Annotated in this window: 16 protein-coding genes; 12 read left to right on the top strand and 4 right to left on the bottom strand. The window is 70.3% G+C overall.

The features are described from left to right. Window positions 1-18 precede the first annotated feature (18 nt). From galE to WME82_RS19245, 5 genes are all read left to right on the top strand, one after another. Window positions 19-1,035 carry a UDP-glucose 4-epimerase GalE gene (gene galE / locus WME82_RS19225; protein WP_438044025.1) on the top strand — a complete coding sequence of 339 codons (1,017 nt, stop codon included), beginning with the start codon at window positions 19-21 and terminating at the stop codon, window positions 1,033-1,035. 187 nt (window positions 1,036-1,222) lie between these two features. Continuing rightward, on the top strand, window positions 1,223-3,358 hold the full coding sequence (locus WME82_RS19230) for a peptide ABC transporter substrate-binding protein (RefSeq protein WP_438044026.1): 2,136 nt from the start codon (window positions 1,223-1,225) through the stop codon (window positions 3,356-3,358). Beyond that, window positions 3,355-5,763 carry a glycoside hydrolase family 31 protein gene (locus WME82_RS19235; protein ID WP_438044027.1) on the top strand — a complete coding sequence of 803 codons (2,409 nt, stop codon included), beginning with the start codon at window positions 3,355-3,357 and terminating at the stop codon, window positions 5,761-5,763. Before WME82_RS19230 ends, WME82_RS19235 begins: the two co-directional genes overlap by 4 nt. A gap of 572 nt (window positions 5,764-6,335) precedes the next feature. Further along, on the top strand, window positions 6,336-8,117 hold the full coding sequence (locus WME82_RS19240; protein WP_438044028.1) for a di-heme-cytochrome C peroxidase: 1,782 nt from the start codon (window positions 6,336-6,338) through the stop codon (window positions 8,115-8,117). Between the two features lie 23 nt (window positions 8,118-8,140). Next, on the top strand, window positions 8,141-9,211 hold the full coding sequence (locus WME82_RS19245) for a catalase family protein (RefSeq protein WP_438044029.1): 1,071 nt from the start codon (window positions 8,141-8,143) through the stop codon (window positions 9,209-9,211). A 170-nt stretch (window positions 9,212-9,381) separates the two neighbouring features. Here WME82_RS19245 and WME82_RS19250 read toward each other — a convergent pair whose 3' ends face one another. Next, window positions 9,382-10,281 (bottom strand): LysR family transcriptional regulator, encoded by a 900-nt coding sequence (locus tag WME82_RS19250; RefSeq protein ID WP_438044030.1) that lies wholly within the window; start codon window positions 10,279-10,281, stop codon window positions 9,382-9,384. Window positions 10,282-10,330: 49 nt separating this feature from the next. On the opposite strand from WME82_RS19250, the gene WME82_RS19255 reads away from it, so the two are divergent. After that, a complete protein-coding gene (locus tag WME82_RS19255; RefSeq protein ID WP_438044031.1) occupies window positions 10,331-11,047 on the top strand; it encodes an SDR family oxidoreductase in 717 nt (238 codons plus the stop codon). Window positions 11,048-11,273: 226 nt separating this feature from the next. Here WME82_RS19255 and WME82_RS19260 read toward each other — a convergent pair whose 3' ends face one another. Then, window positions 11,274-11,540, bottom strand: a complete 267-nt coding sequence (locus WME82_RS19260) for a hypothetical protein (RefSeq protein WP_438044032.1) — start codon at window positions 11,538-11,540, stop codon at window positions 11,274-11,276. A gap of 37 nt (window positions 11,541-11,577) precedes the next feature. Between WME82_RS19260 and WME82_RS19265 the strand changes: the two genes are divergently transcribed. Then, window positions 11,578-12,225 carry a fibro-slime domain-containing protein gene (locus WME82_RS19265; RefSeq protein ID WP_438044033.1) on the top strand — a complete coding sequence of 216 codons (648 nt, stop codon included), beginning with the start codon at window positions 11,578-11,580 and terminating at the stop codon, window positions 12,223-12,225. A gap of 111 nt (window positions 12,226-12,336) precedes the next feature. On the opposite strand, the gene WME82_RS19270 is transcribed toward WME82_RS19265, so the two are convergent. Then, window positions 12,337-12,741, bottom strand: coding sequence for a hypothetical protein (locus WME82_RS19270; protein WP_437553661.1), 405 nt, complete (start codon window positions 12,739-12,741; stop codon window positions 12,337-12,339). Between the two features lie 298 nt (window positions 12,742-13,039). Between WME82_RS19270 and WME82_RS19275 the strand changes: the two genes are divergently transcribed. Next, the gene (locus WME82_RS19275; protein WP_438044034.1) at window positions 13,040-13,873 is read left to right on the top strand and encodes a class I SAM-dependent methyltransferase; all 834 of its coding nucleotides are present in this window, start codon (window positions 13,040-13,042) and stop codon (window positions 13,871-13,873) included. A gap of 38 nt (window positions 13,874-13,911) precedes the next feature. Here the strand turns inward: WME82_RS19275 and WME82_RS19280 are convergent, their stop codons facing one another. After that, entirely contained in the window at window positions 13,912-15,414 is a 1,503-nt protein-coding gene (locus tag WME82_RS19280) for a GH1 family beta-glucosidase (protein WP_438044035.1), read from the bottom strand. Between the two features lie 114 nt (window positions 15,415-15,528). On the opposite strand from WME82_RS19280, the gene WME82_RS19285 reads away from it, so the two are divergent. The 4 genes from WME82_RS19285 to WME82_RS19300 all read left to right on the top strand — a co-directional run bounded on the left by WME82_RS19285 (window position 15,529) and on the right by WME82_RS19300 (window position 19,303). After that, window positions 15,529-16,497 carry a quinone oxidoreductase family protein gene (locus tag WME82_RS19285; protein WP_438044036.1) on the top strand — a complete coding sequence of 323 codons (969 nt, stop codon included), beginning with the start codon at window positions 15,529-15,531 and terminating at the stop codon, window positions 16,495-16,497. Window positions 16,498-16,695: 198 nt separating this feature from the next. Further along, window positions 16,696-17,055, top strand: a complete 360-nt coding sequence (locus tag WME82_RS19290) for a glutaredoxin (RefSeq protein WP_437746957.1) — start codon at window positions 16,696-16,698, stop codon at window positions 17,053-17,055. Between the two features lie 263 nt (window positions 17,056-17,318). After that, window positions 17,319-18,239, top strand: a complete 921-nt coding sequence (locus tag WME82_RS19295; RefSeq protein WP_012236088.1) for an ABC transporter permease — start codon at window positions 17,319-17,321, stop codon at window positions 18,237-18,239. A 2-nt stretch (window positions 18,240-18,241) separates the two neighbouring features. Then, window positions 18,242-19,303 (top strand): ABC transporter permease, encoded by a 1,062-nt coding sequence (locus WME82_RS19300; RefSeq protein WP_437872868.1) that lies wholly within the window; start codon window positions 18,242-18,244, stop codon window positions 19,301-19,303. The last annotated feature ends 18 nt before the right edge of the window (window positions 19,304-19,321 follow it).

Genomic DNA, 19,321 nt, shown 5'->3' on the forward strand with positions numbered 1-19,321 from the left:
CCCTCTCGGGAGAACGACATGAGCAAGACGATCCTGGTCACCGGAGGCGCGGGCTACATCGGCTCGCACACCTGCGTGGAGCTCCTCCACGCGGGCTACCGGGTGGTGATCCTCGACAACCTCTGCAACAGCCGCAAGGCGGCGGTGGAGCGGGTGGAGCGGATCGCCGGGAAGCAGGTGACGTTCATCCAGGGCGACATCCGCGACGCGGCGCTCCTGGATCGGCTGCTCGCCGAGCAACCGATCGACGCGACCATCCACTTCGCGGGGCTGAAGGCCGTCGGCGAGTCGGTCGAGAAGCCGCTCGCGTACTACGAGAACAACGTCGCGGGGACCGTGTGCCTGCTCAAGGCGCTCGACGCGCGGGGCGCGCGGAAGCTGGTGTTCAGCTCGTCCGCCACCGTGTACGGCGATCCCGAGCGCGTGCCGCTCGACGAGGGGAGCCGGCTCGGGCCGACCAACCCCTACGGGCAGTCCAAGTTCATGGTGGAGCAGATCCTGCGCGACGTGGCGGCCACCGGGGGCTGGTCGCTCGGGTCGCTGCGCTACTTCAACCCCGTGGGCGCCCACGAGAGCGGGCTCATCGGGGAGGATCCGAACGGGATCCCGAACAACCTGACGCCGTTCATCACGCAGGTCCTTGTGGGGCGGCGCGACAAGCTCCGGGTGTTCGGGGGCGACTGGCCGACGCCGGACGGCACCGGCGTGCGCGACTACATTCACGTGGTCGACCTCGCGCGCGGGCACCTCGCCGCGCTGAACCGCATCTTCACCGTCGGCGACAGCTTCACCGTCAACCTCGGCACCGGGCGGGGACACTCGGTGCTGGAGATGGTGGCCGCGTTCGAGAAGGTCAGCGGGAGGCGCGTCGCCCACGAGATCGTGGCGCGCCGCCCCGGGGACGTCGCCTCGGTGTACGCGGATCCCGCGCGCGCGGTCGAGCTCCTCGGCTGGCGCGCGGAGCGCGATCTCGAGACCATGTGCCGCGACAGCTGGCGCTGGCAAGAGCAGAACCCGAAGGGGTTCGCCGATTAGGGCCGCGGATCTGAGGCGCGATAGAGCGCTCCTGCTCGCGGCCCTCTCGTGCCCGCTCGCGGCCTGCGCGAGCGAGACCGAGGGGTACGTCGGGACGACGTCGCGCGTCGGCAAGGACGTCACGACCTTCTACGTCAACAACGGCGACGAGCCGGAGTACCTCGATCCCGGCAAGGCCGTGGACTCCGTGAGCATCACGCTGCTCCACCAGATGTTCGAGGGGCTGACCAGCTACGCGCCCGGCGATCTCCACGCGGCGCAGGGGGTCGCGGCGCGCTGGGAGCGGAGCGACGACAACCGGTTCTTCCGGTTCCACCTGCGGCCGGAGGCGCGCTGGTCGGACGGCAAGCCGGTGACGGCGCACGACTTCGAGTACGCGTGGAAGCGCGTGCTGCGCCCGTCGACGGCCTCGCTCGCCGCGACGAACCTGCACGTCCTCAAGAACGGCGAGCTCTTCAACCTGGGCAAGCTCAAGGCGCTGCGCGAGGGCGCGACGCTGCGCCGCGCGCCTCGTCCCGACGCGCCGCCCGCGCTCGAGCTGCCCAAGGGGGCGTTCGTCGTCGTGCTCGGCCAGTCGCCCGCCCGGGTGACGTCGGCGGTGGCGCCCCTGCCGACGCCGCCCACCGGGGTGACCTCGGTGACGCACGCCGAGCCCGACGAGGCGACCGGCGCCGGCGAGCGGCTCTCGTTCGACGCGGCCGGCGCGACCCCGCCGCCCGCGCCGCGCGACGCCACCCCGGGCGGCGGGTGGCGGGGCGCCGAGGTCGCGCTCCTCGCGGCCGGGCCGCCGGTCGCCTGCAATGGCGCGGCCGATCGCTGGTTCGAGATCGAGGGGCCAGCGGGCCGCGGCTTCCTCCCGGGCTGCCTGCTCGCGCCCGTGGAGGGCGCCGCGTACGCGCTGGTCGCGCCTCACGCGAGCCTCCCGACGTACGACCCCGCCGCGGCCCCAGGCGCTCGCGCCGCGCCGCCTTCCGGCTCCGGAGGGGCGACCGGGTTCGTCGCCACGTCTTCGCTCGCGGAGGACGACGCCGCCGTGGGCGTGCGGGCCCGCGACGACCTGACCCTCGACGTCGAGCTCGAGCAGCCGACGCCTTACTTCACCGATCTCACGAGCTTCGTCACCCTGTTCCCGGTGCGCCGCGACGTCGTCGAGCCGTTCGAGGCGCGCGGCGAGCCGGAGCTCTGGTTTCGCCCCGAGAACATGGTGGTCAACGGGCCGTATCGGCTCGACGAGTGGAAGTTCCGGTACGAGATCACGATGAACCGGAACCCGGCGTACTGGGGCCACGACGCGCTCAGGATCCACCGGATCGTCTGGGTGGAGATCGCCCAGTACAACGCCACCCTGCAGCTCTACAAGGCGGGGGACATCGATTACCTGGGAGACAACTGCGAGCTCCCGTACGACCACCGCAGCTGGCTGTCCGGGAAGAAGGATCTCCGGCGCAGCGAGTTCCTCTCCACGGTGTATTACGAGCTCAACACGAGGAAGCCGCCGGTCGACGATCCGCGCGTCCGGTGGGCGCTGAACCTCGCGATCGACAAGCGGGAGCTCGTCGAGAAGATCACGCGGCTCGGGAAGCCGGCGACCCACTACGTGCCCGACATCACCGGATCCGGCTATGCCGAGCAGGCGGCGGAGGACAGGGCGCGCGGCGTGGATCCGTTCTCGAGCCCCGAGGTCGGCCACGACCCGGCGCGCGCCCGCGCGCTGCTCGCCGAGGCCGGTTACGAGGTCGTCCGCGCGGGAGACGAGCTGCGGGCGAAGGGGTTTCCGCCGCTCGAGATCCTCTACAACACGGGGGAGGGGCACGCGCAGGTCGCCGTGGCCATCCAGGACATGTGGAAGCGCCACCTCGGGGTCTCCGCGACGCTGCGGAGCGAGGAGTGGCGGGTGATGCTCAAGGACCTCCGCGACGGCAACTTCCAGGTGATCCGGCTCGGCTGGCTGGCCGACTACAACCATCCGCAGACGTGGCTCGGGACGTTCCTGTCGCAGAGCCCCCAGAACCGGACCGGCTGGGCAGACGCGGAGTTCGACAAGGCGGTCGGCGAGGCGGCCGCGACGGCCGATCCCAGGGACAGCATCCGGCGCTTCCGGGCGGCCGAGCGGCGGGCGCTCGACGGGATGTGCAGGATACCGCTCTACTTCGAGGAGAAGCCGACCCTGGTGAAGCCGTGGGTGAGGGGGTTCATCCCCAACGCGCGGAACACGCAGCTCATCAAATGGCTCTGGATCGACCCGGACTGGCAGAAGCGGCCGGCCGGAGAGCCGCCGCCCGTGCTGGAGCTGCCGCCGCCGGGGCGGCTCGGGGGGCCATGACGGGCGCGCGCAGCCTCCTCACCGACGCCTCGATCGGCGCGACGCACGTGCTCCTCTGGGGCGCCCGCGCCGCGGTCGAGATCCGCTGTCCAGGCCCCGGCGTGCTGCGCGTGCGGCACGCCCCCTCGTCCGCGGTGACCAGCTTCACGCACCCCGAGCTGCCGCCCAAACGCTCCTTCGCCGTGGTGGCAGACGGCGCGCTGCCGCTCTCCGCGCGCCGCGAGGGGGACACGCTCCACGTGAGCGCCGAGGGCGCCTCTCTCGAGGTCTCGCTCGCCTCGGGCACATGGATCTTCAGCGACGCCGCGGGCCGCGCCCTCGCGCGCAGCGAGGCCGTCTCGGGGCAGGTCCGGCCGGCGTTCCCCGTGGACGAGCTCCGCTCCAGGCTCTCGCTCGCGGCGCCGCCGGGCGAGGCCTACCTCGGGTTCGGCGAGAAGGTCGGCCCGCTCGACAAGCGCGGCCTGCGATTCACCTTCTGGAACACCGACGCTTTCCCGCCGCACGTGGAGTCCGACCCGCTCTACGCCTCGATTCCTTTCTTCATCGCCCTCCGCGGCGGGGTGGCCTGGGGCCTCTTCCTCGACGAGCCGTGGCGCTCGGAGGTCGATATCGCCCTCAACGACCCGACCCGGATCGAATGGGAGTCGCGGGGCCCCGAGCTCGACGTCTACCTCCTGGCCGGCCCGCACCCGGCCGACGTCCTCCGGCGCTACGCCGCGCTCACCGGGCGCCCGGCCATGCCGCCCCTCTGGAGCCTCGGGGCGCACCAGTCGCGCTGGGGCTACGAGACCGAGGACGACGTGCGCGGCGTCGTCCGCGGCTACCGATCGCGCGGCCTCCCCCTCGACGTTGTCCACCTCGATATCGATTACATGGATGCTTATCGGGTCTGGACATGGGACCGCTCGCGCTTCCCCGACCCGGCGCGGCTCGCGCGCGAGCTCGCGGCCGAGGGCGTCAAGCTGGTGACGATCGTCGACCCGGGGATCAAGGCCGACGAGGGATACGCCGTCTACGAGGAGGCGAGAGAGCGAGACTACCTCGTCCGGCTGCCTCGCGGCGGCCCCCTCGTGGGAGAGGTCTGGCCCGACCCGGCGGTCTTCCCGGATCTCACGCGCGAGGAGGTGCAGCGCTGGTGGGGTGATCTGCAAAAGCCCTTCGTCGACGCGGGCATCGCCGGCATCTGGAACGACATGAACGAGCCCGCGTGCTTCTCCGTCCGCCCCGACAGGGGCCTGCCGGCGCCGAGCGGCGGGCGCGCCGCGGGCCTCGGCGCCATCGAGGGCAGCACGCTCCCCGACGACGCGCGCCACGGCGCCCGTCGCCACCTCGAGGTCCACAACGTCTATGGACTCGGCATGTCGCGGGCCGCCCACGAGGGCCTCGCGCGCCACGCGCCGGAGCGTCGCCCCTTCGTGCTGACGCGCGCCGCCTTCGCCGGCATCCAGCGCTACGCCGCGGTGTGGACGGGCGACTTCGCCAGCAATTTCACGCACCTGGAGGCGTCCATCCCGATGCTGATCGGCCTCGGCCTCTCGGGCGTGCCGTTCGTGGGCGCGGACATCCCGGGCTTCACCGGGCGCGCGAACGGCGAGCTGCTCGTGCGCTGGATGCAGGCGGGGCTGTTCTATCCGCTGATGCGCAACCACGCGACGAGGGGCAGGCCGGCGCAGGAGCCCTGGCGCTTCGGCGAGCCGTACCTCGGCCTCGCGCGCGCGGCGCTCGAGCGGCGCTACCGGCTCCTGCCGACCCTGTACACGCTCATGCACGAGGCGGCGGAGACGGGGATACCCGTCCTGCGGCCGCTGTCGTTCGCGGCGCCGGACGACCCCGAGGCGCTCCACGCCTTCGATCAGCTCCTGTTCGGCGGCGATCTGCTCGTGGCGCCTGTGGTGCGGCCAGGGCAGTCGAAGCGGCTGGTGTACCTGCCCGCCGGCGCATGGATGGACTTCGCGAACCTGGAGCGCGCGGGGAGCGTGGATCAGGGCGGGCGGCACGTGATCGCCGATGCGCCGCTCGGGGTGGTCCCCGTGTGGCTGCGCGCCGGAGGCGCGGTGGCGCTCACCGCGCCTCGGATGCACACGACGAGCGCGAGCTGGGAGGAGATCACGTGGCACGTCCACGCGGCGGAGCGCGTGAGCGGCCGCCTGGTCGAGGACGAGGGCGACGGCCACGGCGCGTCGCGCGCCACCCGGATCGAGGGCGGCCTCGACGGCGCCATGTTCTCGCTCGAGCGCAGCGCGACGGGCGATCTGCCGCTCGCGCGCGAGGTGGAGACGATCCGCGTCCACGGCGTGCCGGCGCCGCGCTCCGTGGTCGGGGCCAGGTCGCACCGCGCGATCGACGGGGGCGTCGAGATCGAGGTCGCGGCCGACTGGCAGCGGATCGAGCTCAAGGTGTCCTGATCGCGGCGGCGGCGTAAGCACGCTGCTGTTGAAGTGCCTGCATCACCAGCGCTCGCAGCGGCCGTGGCCGCAGACGTGTTCCTTGGGCAAGCGCTCTCTGCACCCCGCACCGAGCATGGCAGCTCGACGGGTTAGATAGTCTATTTTATCCGCGCTTGACCCGAGCAGAGGGCTCACCGCTTCCTACGCTCCCGGCGTGAATTGGTGAAGGTGGTAATAAAAAGACTTCTTCACGGACGACTCCTCGCTCCCCTTGTAGATCAATGATAAATTGTCGCCGCCTTCAACGTCGTCGTCGGGGCTGTGGACCCTGTGGGGCCAGGCCTGCGAATGCCCCCTTCTCCACGCGATCCAGGGGCCTGACGCCACAAGTCCACGGCCCTCGGGTCCGCTTCCGGACCCACAGATGTGCCGGAGGACCCTCATTCATTTCCAGGCTACGGCACGCAGGGAGCCCCGCGAGCGTAGCGGTTGTTGCTGCGTTTAGAGAGATGCCACCGCGCTGCATGCCCGTGCCCGCGCGCGGCCGGTCCGCCGATTGCATCGTCTGCTGCGCCTGAACGGGAGATGAAATGATGGGACTGAGGCACCTCGCCACGTCGGCTTTCGTCGTCCTGGCGACACCGACACTCGCCGCTGCCAACGTCGTGCTGCTCGATCAGGGCTGGACCGAGGACGAGCGGCAGATCTACTACCGGACTTCGCAGGGCTCGGCGCTGATGTCGTACGACATCTTCCTGCACCTCGAGGAAGCCGGAAGCGAGCGATCATTCCGTGCCGACCAGAACATGGTGAGGTACGGCCTCGTTCCTCAGCCGCCCGATCGTCGGCGCAACCCGGACGGACTTCCGATCGGATGGACGAGAACGGTGGTCAAGGAAGGCCGGTGGAAAGGCGACTGGGCGGGGATCTCCTGCGCGGCCTGCCACAACGGCCAGCTCGAGTACCGCGGAACGAGCATCCGGATCGACGGCGGCTTCAACCACACGCTCGATCTCTTCGCCTTTCTCGAAGGGCTCGACGACGCCTTACAAGCGGCGAACAAGGACCCGGGGAAGTTCGCCCGTCTCCAGCGGCGCATCCCCGCGAGCAACCTGCGCGAGCGCCTGGCGGCCAACGCCGCCGAGGTCCACGCTATCCGCAGCCGGTACCTCCGCACCTCGACCCGGGTCGGGCCGGGCCGGATGGACGCGCTCAATCTCGTCCACAATCAGGTGGTGGCGAACTCTCTAGGGTATCCCGAGAACTGGATGGCGTTGAACGCTCCGGTGAAGTGGCCCTTTCTCTGGAATGCGCCGCAGTCGGCGTGGATCGGCTGGCGTGGCACCCAGCAATTTCCCCTGTCCCGCAACATCGGCGAGTCGATGGGGCTGTGGGTGAAAGCCAACCTGACGGCGAAGACTCCCGAGGAAGGCCTGTTCGACACGACCGCCGACATGAACGGCCAGATCGCGATGGAGGGTCTCCTGCGGCGTCTCGCGCCGCCACGCTGGCCCGAAGAGGTCCTGGGAAAGATAGACCGCGTGAAAGCGGCGGCCGGAAAGGCGCTCTTCCGGCAGGAATGCGCCCAGTGCCATTCGCAGTGGCCCCATCGGTGGGGCGAGCCGAAGCGGAAGGGCATGCGCTTCATCGAGAACGCATTGATTCCGGCGAAGACCATCGGCACCGACCCGACCCAGGTGCAGAATCTCACCTACGGCCTGAACCCGACCGTTTTCTCGGGCGCCCTCGCTCCGTTTCTTCCCCCTCCCCACAAAGGGCAGAGCATCGCGCCCGCGCTCGTCGTCCTCGTGACCGCGGTCTCGGGCGTGACCGAAAAAGCCCTCGCGAAGCTCGGCCTGAGCGCTGAGCAGACCGAGAACGTGACCGGCTACCGGAACGAGACCGAGCCGATGCCGCCGAACGGCCTGTACAAGGCGGCGCCCAGCGAAGGGATGTGGGCAATCGCTCCCTACCTGCACAACGGCTCGGTCCCCAACCTCTACGAGCTCCTCATCCCCGCGAAGGACCGCTCGAGGCGCTTCTACCTCGGGCGCGAGTTCGATCCCGTCAAGGTGGGCGTGGACACGTCGGGAGCCTCCGGCAAGTTTCTCTTCGACACGACGCTGGTCGGCAACTCGAACGCCGGCCACTCGTTCGAGGACGGCCCCATCGGCGACGGAGTCATCGGAAGGCGGCTCTCGGACGAGGAACGCTGGGCGATCATCGAGTACCTGAAGATCCTCCCCGAGGAGCCACGCCAGATCGCGCCTTTCGGCGGACCGAAAGACCCGATCGCCGCCTGGAAGGATCCGACTTTTTACCACGTCAAACACCCTGGGGGTTACCAGGCAGGGCCGGCGGGTACCGAATGAAGACGTCGTTCTGGAGGAGTGCCGTGGCGATCGGGTTGTTTCTCTCCTGTCCGGGGTGCGTCACCCGCACGGCCAGCATTCCGTCGCTCGGGATCGCGGAGGAGACGCTCGAGCCGAACGAGGCTGCGCTGATCGAGGCGATCAAGGAAGAGACGCTCCGGATCATCCGCAAGCAGTATCCGCCGGGCGTGCGCCCGGTCCGCCGGGACGCCCACCCGAAGACGTTCGCCGTCGTGAAGGCGGAGCTCATCGTGCTCGACGACCTGCCGAAGGAGCTCCGGTACGGCGTTTTCAAGGCGCCCCGCAAGTTCGATGCGCTCGTTCGCTTTTCCGCGGGAGGAACCAACGTGAAGCCGGACACGGAGCCGGAGCCGCGGGGCATGGCCATCAAACTCCTGGGGGTCGAAGGGGAGAAGCTCCTTCCCGCGGAGAAGCACGAGAAGACCCAGGACTTCATCATGATCAACTTCCCGGGATTCGCCGTGAGCAACCTCAAGGACTACCTGGAGCTGTTCCGGGCCGTCGCGGAGGGCCCTGAAGCGCGCGCCGCGTACATGCGAGCGCACCCGGAGATCGACAGGCTGAGTGCGCTCATGGCATCCCAGGTCCTCAACAATCCGCTTCAGTCGCAGTACTGGAGCGAGGTCCCCTACAAGCTCGGACCGGGCGCGATCAAGTTTTCGGCCAAGCCGGTCTCGCGAACAGGCGATCCGAGGCCCGAGAATCCGGGACCGGATTTCCTGCGCGAGGTGCTGCTCGAGCAGCTCAAGCGCGAGGACGTCTATTTCGACTTCATGGTGCAGCAGCAGACCGACCCGGTGAAGATGCCCATCGAAAACTCGACGATTATCTGGAGCGAGGAGCTCTCGTCGTTCCGGCGCGTCGCCATCCTGCGGATCCCGAAGCAGAACCCGGCGGACTTCAAGGACCTCGCGCTCGCCGAACTTCTGTCGTTCACGCCCTGGCATGCGCTGCCGGAGCACCGGCCGCTCGGCTCGATGAACCGCGCCCGGCGGGCGGCCTACGAAGCGGTGTCGAAGCTGCGGCACGAGATGAACGGCCAGCCGCGCTCCGAGCCGACCGAGCTTCCGTGACGGCCTCGGCTACCTTCCGCCGAGCCGTTTCAGCCCGTTGCGCGAGAGGACCTCGCGCGTGTCTCGCACACGCCCACGTGATCCCCAGCGGGACCTGCCACTTCGACCGCGCTGGCGACCGCGCCGGAGCGCTACCGTAGGTTTTTACACGGCTGCCGCCAGGACCCCGATCAGCGGTGCTTCGTCACCCAGTCGATCGCCAGCCGCACCCGCGTGGAGAGCAGCCGCCGTGACGGGTACACCGCGAAGAGCTCGCGAGGCTCGACCGTGCGCCCCGTGATCGTGAGCTCGACGAGCGCCTCGCCCTGCTGCTCGATCACCTCGCGGGGCGCGCAGACCACGCCGAGCCCCTGCGCCGCGGCGGCGATCGCCACCCGCGGGTCGTTCACGCAGAGCTGCGCGCGCGGCCGGACCTCCTCGATGGAGCCGTCCCGCCGGCGAAGGCGCCATGCGGCGCCCGGGTGGCTCAGGACCGCGGGCACGGACCCGAGCGACGCGCGCGCGAGCCGCGAGCGGCCCTCGAGCGCGTCCTGCACGAGGCGCGGCGACGCGGCCAGCGCGTACGGGAGCGACCACATCCGCCGCGCCACGAGGTCGGCGTCCTGAACGGGCCCGGCGCGGAAGGCGAGGTCGATGCCCTCCTCGACCAGGGGGACGACCGCGTTCGTGAGCGTGAGCTCCAGCGACAGGCGCGGGTGCCGGGCGGCGAAGGAGAACAGCGCCGGCGCGATCCGCTGCGCGCCCGTCATCACGGGCGCCGTCACCCGGAGCCTGCCCGCGGGCTCGTCCTCCCGATCCGCGGCCCGGTCGAGGACCGAGCCGAGCTCGTCGAGCAGCGGCCCGGCGCGCTCCATCAGCCGCGCGCCCTCGCCGGTGAGGCCGACGCGGCGTGAGGTGCGCTGGAGCAGCCGCACCCCCAGCGCCTCCTCCAGCTGCGCCACCCGGCGGCTCACGGTGCTCGTGGGCACCCCCGTGCGCCGCGCCGCCTCCACGAAGCTCAGGTGGTGAGCGACGGCCGCGAAGAGCCGCACGTCCTCGAGGGAGATCATCCCGCTCATGGGACGGAGCATGCCACAGCATCCCATGGTTTGCCCGAGGCGCGCGCGCTACGCCTCGCTCATGCACCTTGAAGATCAGCATGTCGTCGTCATCGGCGGCTCGTCGGGCATCGGCCTCGGCGTGGCCAGGGCCTGCCTCGAGCGCGGCGCGTCTCTGACCCTCGTGAGCCGCTCGCGCGAGCGCCTCGCGCGCGCCGCGGCCGAGCTCGGGGAGCCGCGCCGGGTGCGCACCTTCCCGGCCGACGCGACGCAGGAGGCCGAGGTGCGGAGTCTGTTCAACGAGCATCCGCCGGCGCGCCACGTGGTGGTGACGGCGGTGGAGGGCCACTATCAGCCGATTCGCGCGCTGGACATCGCCGCGGCGCGCCGCGTGATCGACTCGAAGCTCGTGGCGGCCCTCCACGTCGCCAAGCACGCGCGGACCGAGCCGGGCGGCTCGCTCACGTTCACGGCCGGGATCGCGGCGGAGCGGCCGGGGCCCAGCGGGGCGGTCGTGGCCGCTGTGAACGGGGCGCTCATGGCGCTCGTGCGCGCCCTGGCCGTGGAGCTCGCGCCGGTGCGCGTGAACGCGCTGTCGCCGGGCTGGGTCGACACGCCGGTCTGGGACTCGCTCGCGGGCGGCGCCAAGCAGGAGCGCTTCGCGCAGCACGCGCGCCGCCTCCCTGTCGGGCGCGTGGGCGCGCCCGCGGACATCGCCCACGCCGCGCTCTTCCTCATGGGAAACGGGTTCACCACCGGCGAGGTGCTGCGCGTCGACGGGGGACACCGCCTCGTCTGAGCCCGAGCCCGCCCAGGGAGGTGGCCGGATTCGACAGGTACGCAACGCGAAACCAGGGACGGCAAGCGAGGGAACGAGGGAAGCAAGAAAAGCGCGGGGAGCGAGGGAGGCGCCTCCTGGTTCATCGAACAAGGCATGTTCCCCGAGCTTGCCGCAGTGCTTCACCGCGCGATCGCCAGGAGACGTGGTTGACAGAAGCCACGAAATATGGTTGTGCTACTGCTCTCTAGGAGTGCACCATGTACCCTCGTTCTTTCTTTCTTCTGACCTTCGCAGCGGTAGCCCTGGCGTGCTCTTCGACGCCCGACGAGAGCAGCGGCCCGACCTCCGGGTCCGGCGGCAGCAGCGGGACGCCCGCGAGCAGCAGCGGGACGCCGACGAGCGGCGTTAGCAGCTCGACCGGCGACGACTTCGGGACCATCACGGGGGGCAACGCGACCGCCGGCGCAGGCGGCGCAGGCGGCAGCGATTGCAAGAGCGTCCTCGATGTCACGTATCGTGACTTCAAGGAGACGCACCCCGACTTCGAGATGGCCGACTTCAGGGGCGACGTCGTCCGCCGCCAGCTCATCAAGCCGACGCTCGACGGCGACCTGAAGCCGCAGTTCCTCGACTCCGTGGGCTGCTTCGCGGACATGGAGACACCGCTCGGCTGCAGGGACGGGGTCGGCAATCAGAAGACCATCACGAGCGAGGACAGCTTCAACCAGTGGTACCGGGACGCGGCGGGCGTGAACATGACGTTCACCAAGGAGCTCGCGCTCGAGGAGTCGTCGCCCGGATCGGGGCAGTACGTGTTCGACAGCGCGGATTTCTTCCCGCTGGCGCCGGAGGAGGGGTTCGGGATCACCCCGCCCAACAACGGCAAACGACAGAACTTCCTCTTCACCACCGAGATCCACCTGATGTTCGGCTACGTCGCGGGTCAGACGTTCACCTTCCGGGGCGACGACGACATCTGGATCTTCATCAACGGCAAGCTCGCGCTCGATCTCGGCAGCATGCACGGGCCGGAGACGGGGGTCATCGACTTCGATGCCCAGGCCAAGGACCTCGGCATCTTCCCGGGCAACAGCTACGCGATGGACATCTTCCACGCGGAGCGGCACACCGACGGGTCGAACTTCCGCATCGAGACCAACATCTCCTGCTTCGTGCCCGTCGACGTCCCCCTGTGAGGCATCCGGGCTCGCCCCGCGCCCTCTCGCAGGCCTGAGCCCGGCGTCCGACCGCGGGACACACGCCGTGAGCGTGCAGGCGTTCAGGGTCGCGTGCGACGCAGCCCGGATTCAGACGTCGAGCGCGATGTTGTTGGGGTTGGCGGCGTCGATCTTGACCGGCACGACGAGGCCCGGCTGCACGCGCGGGATCGCCATCTGATGGATGACCGCGAGGATGGCCGCGCGGTAGGGCGGCGCGTTCGGGCGATACACCTCGAGGTCGACCCGGCACTGCGGCTGGTAGTTGATCATCGTGCCGGTGGGCTGGACTACGAGCACGCGGGCCTGCGCGGGCAGGCCCGTCATGCGGAGGTTGGCCGCCGCCGTCTGGGCCTGGATCATCTCGTTCGCGCCCGCGAGCATCTTGTTCGCGTTCTTCATCATGGGCAGAAAGACGGTGACGAACACCACGGCCATGACGCCCAGCACGACGAGGGTGATCACGATTCCTAAGAGGGGACCGGCGATCGACATGGGAGCCTCCACACGACTGCGTTGAGGGGCCGGCGGTCGGCGGAGCGTAGGGGAGGACCCCGAGCTGCGCGTCGCACCGGCGAGGGAGCGACCGATGCCACGGGGCTCCTCCGCGATCACCAGGGGAGCACGAAAGGGCGCCAGCGACAATCCCGCGGAGCGCGCCGCCCTCGCCGTGGCTGCGGGAGATGTGCGACGATCGAAAAGGAGGCCAGAGCCACCGAAAGCCCGGCCAATGACGCGCTCCTCGGGCGGTGCCAGGCTCCTCTCCCATGATCGATGACAAGAGGATTGACCGATGACGAACAGCGCTGAACCACTCAACTTCAGCGACGAAGCGCACTGGACCGCCGTGGCGACCAGCTACGAGCGCTGGGCCGAGCCGTTGACGGCGGGCTTCGCGCGCGCGGCGCTGTCGCTGGCGGGCGGGCTCGGGCAGGGCGAGCGCCTGCTCGACGTCGCCGCAGGGACGGGCGCCCTGGCGCTGGCCGCGGCCGAGGAAGGCGCGCGCGTGCTCGCGACCGACATCTCGCGCGGCATGGCGGCGCGCCTGCGCGAGCGACTGCAGCCCTTCGCCGGGAGCGAGGCGCGGGTGATGGACGGGCAGGCGCTGGACGTGGAGGACGCGACCTTCGATGTGAGCTGCTCCGTGTTCGGCGTCATGATGTTCCCCGACTGGCGCCGCGGCATGGCCGAGCTCGTCCGCGCGACCCGGCCCGGGGGCCGGGTCATCGTGGCGACCTGGTCGAGCCCGGAGGGGGCAGGCCCGGGGCCGCTCTTCCTGCAGGCCTATCGCCGCACCTTCCCGGAGGCGCCGATCCATCCGCCGCCCCAGGGCATGACGGCGCTGTGCTCGCTGGAGGGCCTGAAGGCCGAGATGCTCGGGGCCGGGTGCGGCGAGGTCGCCGTGCACGCGGTCGACGGCGCATGGGGCGGATCTTCGGTGGACCGCGTCATGACGGATCTCGACGAGATCCTGCCCGTCATGCACCTCTACGCCGCGCTGGACGGCGACGGGCGCGCTCGGCTACGCGGACCGCTGCGCGCCGCCATCGAGTCCTTCGCCGAGCCAGGCGGGGCCGTGCGTGTCCCGGTGACGGCGAACATCGCGATCGGCCGCAAACCCCGCTGACCATGGAATGCAGGGCGGCCCGGGGTGGGCCGCCGGGATCAGCCGGTCACGTTGTCCCACGCGACGGCGGTCGGCCCGAGGAGCGAGCGCCCGCCGGTCGCGATGACCTCTCGGTACCAGGAGAACGAGTCCTTCGGGATCCGTCGCTGCGTCGCGTAATCGACGTAGACCAGCCCGAAGCGATCCTTGTAGCCCTCGGCCCACTCGAAGTTGTCGAGGAGCGACCAGGCCCAGTACCCGACGACCGGGACGCCCTCCTGGACCGCCCGCGCCAGGCCGAGCAGGTACCGGTGCATGACGTCGATGCGCTTCGGGTCGTGCACCTTGCCGTCGAGGAAGACCTGGTCCCGCGTCGCCAGGCCGTGCTCGGTGATCCCGATGGGCAGCTTGTACCGCTCCCAGAAGTACCTCGATCCCCAGTAGAGCGTGCTGGGGACGATCTGCAGCCAGTCGAGCGTCCCGCGCGGGTAGCCCGGCGGGGAGGCGACGCGCTCCGGCCTGCCGTCCTTGCCCTGCCGCCACGTGCCCGCCGAGTACATGTTGAGCCCGAGGTAGTCGATCGGCCGCTTGATCTGGTCGAAGTCGCTGGCGGGGAACTCGGGCATGTCGTCGCCGAAGAGCCGGAGGCCGCTCTCCGGATACCGCCCCTCGAGCACCGGACAGATCCACCAGGCGTTGTTCCAGGGGTTCTTGTCATAGACCGAGAAGATCGCCTCGCGCGCCGCCTCGATGTCCGCCGGATCCTCGGTCGCCGGGCGCTGCACCTGGGTGGCGAGCACGTAGCCGATCTTCGCCGCCGTGGCCGCGGCGCGCAGCGCGTCCACCTGCTTGCCGTGCGCCCGCATCTGGTTGTGGGCGGCGGTCAGGTACTCCCGGTAGGGGAGCTTGAGCCCGGGGGCGAAGACCCCGTTGAGGAGCGCGTTGCCGATGAACGCCTGCGGCTCGTTCTGCGTCACCCACCAGGGCACGCGATCGCCGAGCCGCCGGGCGACGACGGTCGTGTAGTCCGCGAACCAGTCGGCGACGTCGCGCTGGAGGAACCCGCCGCGATCCTGGAGCGCCTGGGGGAAGTCCCAGTGGAAGAGCGTGCACATGGGCACGATGCCGGCGCGGAGGAGCTCGTCGACGAGGCGATCGTAGAAGTCGAGCCCCTTCGGGTTGACCTTGCCCGTGCCGTCCGGGAGGACCCGCGTCCACGAGACGCTGAAGCGGTAGCTCTTGACCCCGAGCTCGGCGAGCAGCCCGACGTCTTCCTTGTAACGGTGGTAGTGGTCGCAGGCGACGTCTCCGGTGTGCCCTTCGAAGACCTTCCCAGGGGTCTTCGAGAAGACGTCCCACACGGAGGGCGTCCGGCCATCCTCGCTGGCGGCGCCTTCGATCTGGTAGGCCGCGGTGGCCGTGCCCCACAGGAAGTCCGCGGGAAACGGCGCGGCCGTCGCGTTTGCTCGGCCTGCGCCGGCCGAGGCGGCGGTCACAGGCGGGGGCGCGGAGGAGGGAGAGGCGTTGCTCGCGGAGAGCGACTCGGAAGGATGGAGAGCCATGGAGGCATCATCCACGGCGTGCGCGGGACAGCAATGGGTTCGATGCGCGTCGATGCGGGTCGATGATCGCGCCGGTCGCTTGACGGCCCAGCGCGGCTCGACAACATGGGCGGCATGCTCGCGATCCGACCGAAAGCCGCAGGCGGCCCCGAGGTGATGACGCTGGAGGAGCTCCCCACGCCCGCGCCGGGCCCCGGGGAAGCCGTGGTCCGCGTCGAGGCCGCCGGCGTGAACTTCATCGATATCTACCAGCGGAGCGGCCAGTACAAGCTCGAGCCGCCCATCCCGCTCGGCCTCGAGGGCGCGGGGCGCGTCGAGGCGGTGGGGCCGTCCGTCACCGAGGTGAGGGAAGGGGACGAGGTCGCGTGGACCGGCGGCCCCGGCTCGTACGCGACGCACGTCCGGATCCCGGCCGCGAAGCTCGTCCCCGTGCCCGCGGGCGTCGGCGCGAAGCGCGCCGCGGCCGCGATGCTCCAGGGCATCACGGCGCAGTACCTCGTGCGCTCCACGTTCCCGCTCGGCCCCGGCCACACGTGCCTCATCCACGCGGCCGCGGGCGGGGTCGGCCTGCTCCTGTGCCAGATGGCGAAGCGGCTCGGCGCGCGCGTGATCGGCACCGTCTCGACCGAGGAGAAGGCGCGCCTCGCGCGAGGCGCCGGCGCCGACGAGGTGATCCTGTACACGAAGGCCGATTTCGAGGCGGAGGCGCGCCGGCTCACGGGCGGCGCCGGCGTCCACGTCGTCTACGACGGCGTCGGGAGCGACACGTTCGTGAAGGGCCTGGGCGCGCTCCGCCTGCGCGGCACGATGGTGCTCTTCGGCCAGTCGAGCGGGCCGGTGCCGTCGTTCGACCCGCAGATCCTGAACCAGAAGGGGTCGCTCTACCTCACGCGGCCGAGCCTCGGCCACTACACCGCGACGCGCGAGGAGCTGCTCGAGCGCGCCGCCGACGTGCTCGGCGCGATCGCGCGCGGCGAGCTCACGATCTCGATCGGCGCCACGTACCCCCTCGCCGAGGCGGCGGAGGCGCACCGCGCGCTCGCCGGGCGGGCGACGACGGGGAAGGTGCTGCTCATCCCGTAACGGACGGAATCGTCGCGCGGAGGCGCGATTCGAGGCGCGGAGGAGCTGGGGAGTTCGGCCCTGCTGCGGGAGCTCCTTGTCTCTCTGGTTCTCTCAGGCGTGCAGACGTGCGCTGTACGCGAGCAGCCTCGGGCCAATCCTGCCGTTGACCGTGTCGTCTTCGGGCCGGTACGCTCCCGGCGCGGAGGTGCTCATTCCATGGCCGAACGTCCCACGCTTGCTCCCGAGAAGATCTCGGACACGGTGAAGTCGCAGATCGCCGGATTTCATCGGTCCATCGTCGACGAGGTCGCGGCGGCGGTGAGCCGCGACCGGGTGGTCCTCGTCGGGATGGCCCAGAATCCCTTCGTGAAGAAGGCGCGCCAGCTGCTCGACGGAGAGGGCGTGAAATATACCTACCTGGAGTACGGGAGTTACCTCTCCAGGTGGAAGGAGCGGCTCGCCATCAAGCTCTGGGCCGGCTTTCCTACGTTCCCGATGGTGTTCGTCGGCGGGGTCCTCGAAGGCGGCTACGCGGAGCTCGTGAAGCTCCGCGATCAGGGCAAGCTCAAGGGCTAGCCGTGAACATGCGCGCATGAACGCCGGGCACAGCGCGCAGGCCGCCTCGGCCGCGGCGCTTCGCGCGGCGCGACGTGCCGCGCGAAACGCCGCGGTCGACCGGCGGTTCCGTGATATGCGGGAGGTCGCGGCGCGCCCTCGCGGCGGTCGCCGCGCTGAAGGAAGGCAGCTCGGAGGCACCTCGTGACATCGCTCGGGATCCACGGAAGGCGGCGGGATGACGGGGCGAGCGGCGCGGCCCGACGGCCGGGAGGCGGCGCGCCGTGAGCTCCTACGCCATCAAGCGGCTGCTCTCCATCATCCCCACGCTCTTCCTCGTCGCCACCCTGGTGTTCGTCCTGGTGCGCATCGTGCCGGGCGGCCCGTTCGACCAGGAGCGGGCCGTGCCCGTCGAGGTCCAGCGGCAGCTCGACGCCAAGTACCACCTGAACGATCCGGTGCTGAAGCAGTATGGCGACTGGCTCCTTGCGCTCGTCACCCGAGGCGACCTGGGCCCGACGTTCAAGTACCCGAACCGCACCGTCAACGAGATCATCGCGCTCAGCCTGCCCGTGTCGATGCAGCTCGGGTGCTGGGCGATGCTCTTCGCCCTCGCGACGGGCATCCCGCTCGGCATCATCGGCGCGATCCGCCAGAACACCTGGAAGGACACGGCGGCCATGGGGGTCGCCATGGTCGGCCTCAGCGTGCCGCGGTACGTGCTCGCCCCGCTGCTCATGCTCGTCTTCTCGCTCAAGCTCTACTGGTTCCCGGTGGCGCGCTGGGAGACGTGGCGGCACATGGTGCTGCCGGTCATCTGCGCCGGGCTCCCGGTCGCGGCCTACATCGCCCGGCTGACGCGCGGCGGGATGCTCGAGGTGATCCGCTCGGATTTCATCCGCACCGCCCGCGCCAAGGGGCTCTCCGAGCGCAAGGTCGTCCTGAAGCACGCGCTCCGGGGCGGGCTGCTCCCGGTCGTGAGCTTCCTCGGCCCCGGCTTCAGCGGCCTGCTCGTCGGCTCCCTCGTCGTCGAGAAGATCTTCAACATCCCCGGCATGGGCCGTTACTTCGTCGAGGCGGCCACGAACCGCGACTACAACCTCGTGATGGGGGTCATGCTCGTCTACGGCTTCCTGCTCATGCTCTTCAACGCGATCGTCGACGTGGCGTACGCCTTCATCGACCCGCGGGTGGAGCTGCGCTGACCATGCTCCACGCCGCCCTCCCGCAGCCCGCCGCCCCCGGCGATCCGCCCGCCGCCCCTGGCGGCGCGGGCGGCGCGGGCGGCGCGGCACCAAGCCCGGCCGGCCCGCTGCGGCTCGACGCGCTGGAGCAGGGATCGAGCCTCGGCCGCGACGCGTGGCGGCGGCTCCGAAAGAACCGCGCCGCGGTCGCTTGCGGCGTCGTGCTCATCGCGATGATCCTCGCCTGCATCCTCGTCCCGGAGCTGTCGAGCTACCGGTACGACAAGGCGGATCTCAAGCTCGGCGCGCAGCCCCCGTCGCTCGCCCACTGGATGGGCACCGACTACTTCGGCCGCGATCTGATGGCCCGCGTCTTCTTCGGCGGGCGCATCTCGTTCGCCGTCGGCATCGTCGCGACGCTCGTGAGCTTCGTCATCGGCGTGAGCTGGGGCGGGGTAGCCGGCTACTTCGGCGGCAAGGTCGACGCGATCATGATGCGCATCGTGGACGTTCTCTACACGTTCCCGTTCCTCATCCTCGTCATCCTGCTGATGGTCTTCTTCGCGAACGACCAGACGGTCCTCTACCGCGCCTGGAAGGTCGCGCTCGGCCTCTTCGTCAAGGAGCCGTCGGACCCGAGCTATTTCCCCATCTTCCAGATCGTCGTCGTCTTCGCGGCCCTCGGCGGCATCTCCTGGCTCACCATGGCCCGCATCGTCCGCGGCCAGGTCATCGCGCTGCGCGGCCAGCCGTTCATCGAGTCGGCGCGCTCGATCGGCGTCGGGCACGCCGCGCTGATCTTCCGGCACCTCGTGCCGAACGCGGTGGGCCCGATCATCGTCTACACGACGCTCACCATCCCCGAGGTGATGATGACCGAGGCGTTCCTGAGCTTCCTCGGCCTCGGCACGCAGGAGCCGCTGTCGAGCTGGGGCCTGCTCGCGTCCACCGGCGCCGACGCGATGGACCTCTTCCCCTGGCAGCTCGTCTTCCCGGCGCTGATGCTCGCGCTCACGCTGATCTGCTTCAACTTCCTCGGCGACGGGCTCCGCGACGCCCTGGATCCTCGCATCCGAAAGGACTGAAGGGCGCCGCGCTCCATC

Source organism: Sorangium sp. So ce128 (assembly GCF_051525245.1).
GTDB lineage: Bacteria > Myxococcota_A > Polyangia > Polyangiales > Polyangiaceae > Sorangium > Sorangium cellulosum_B.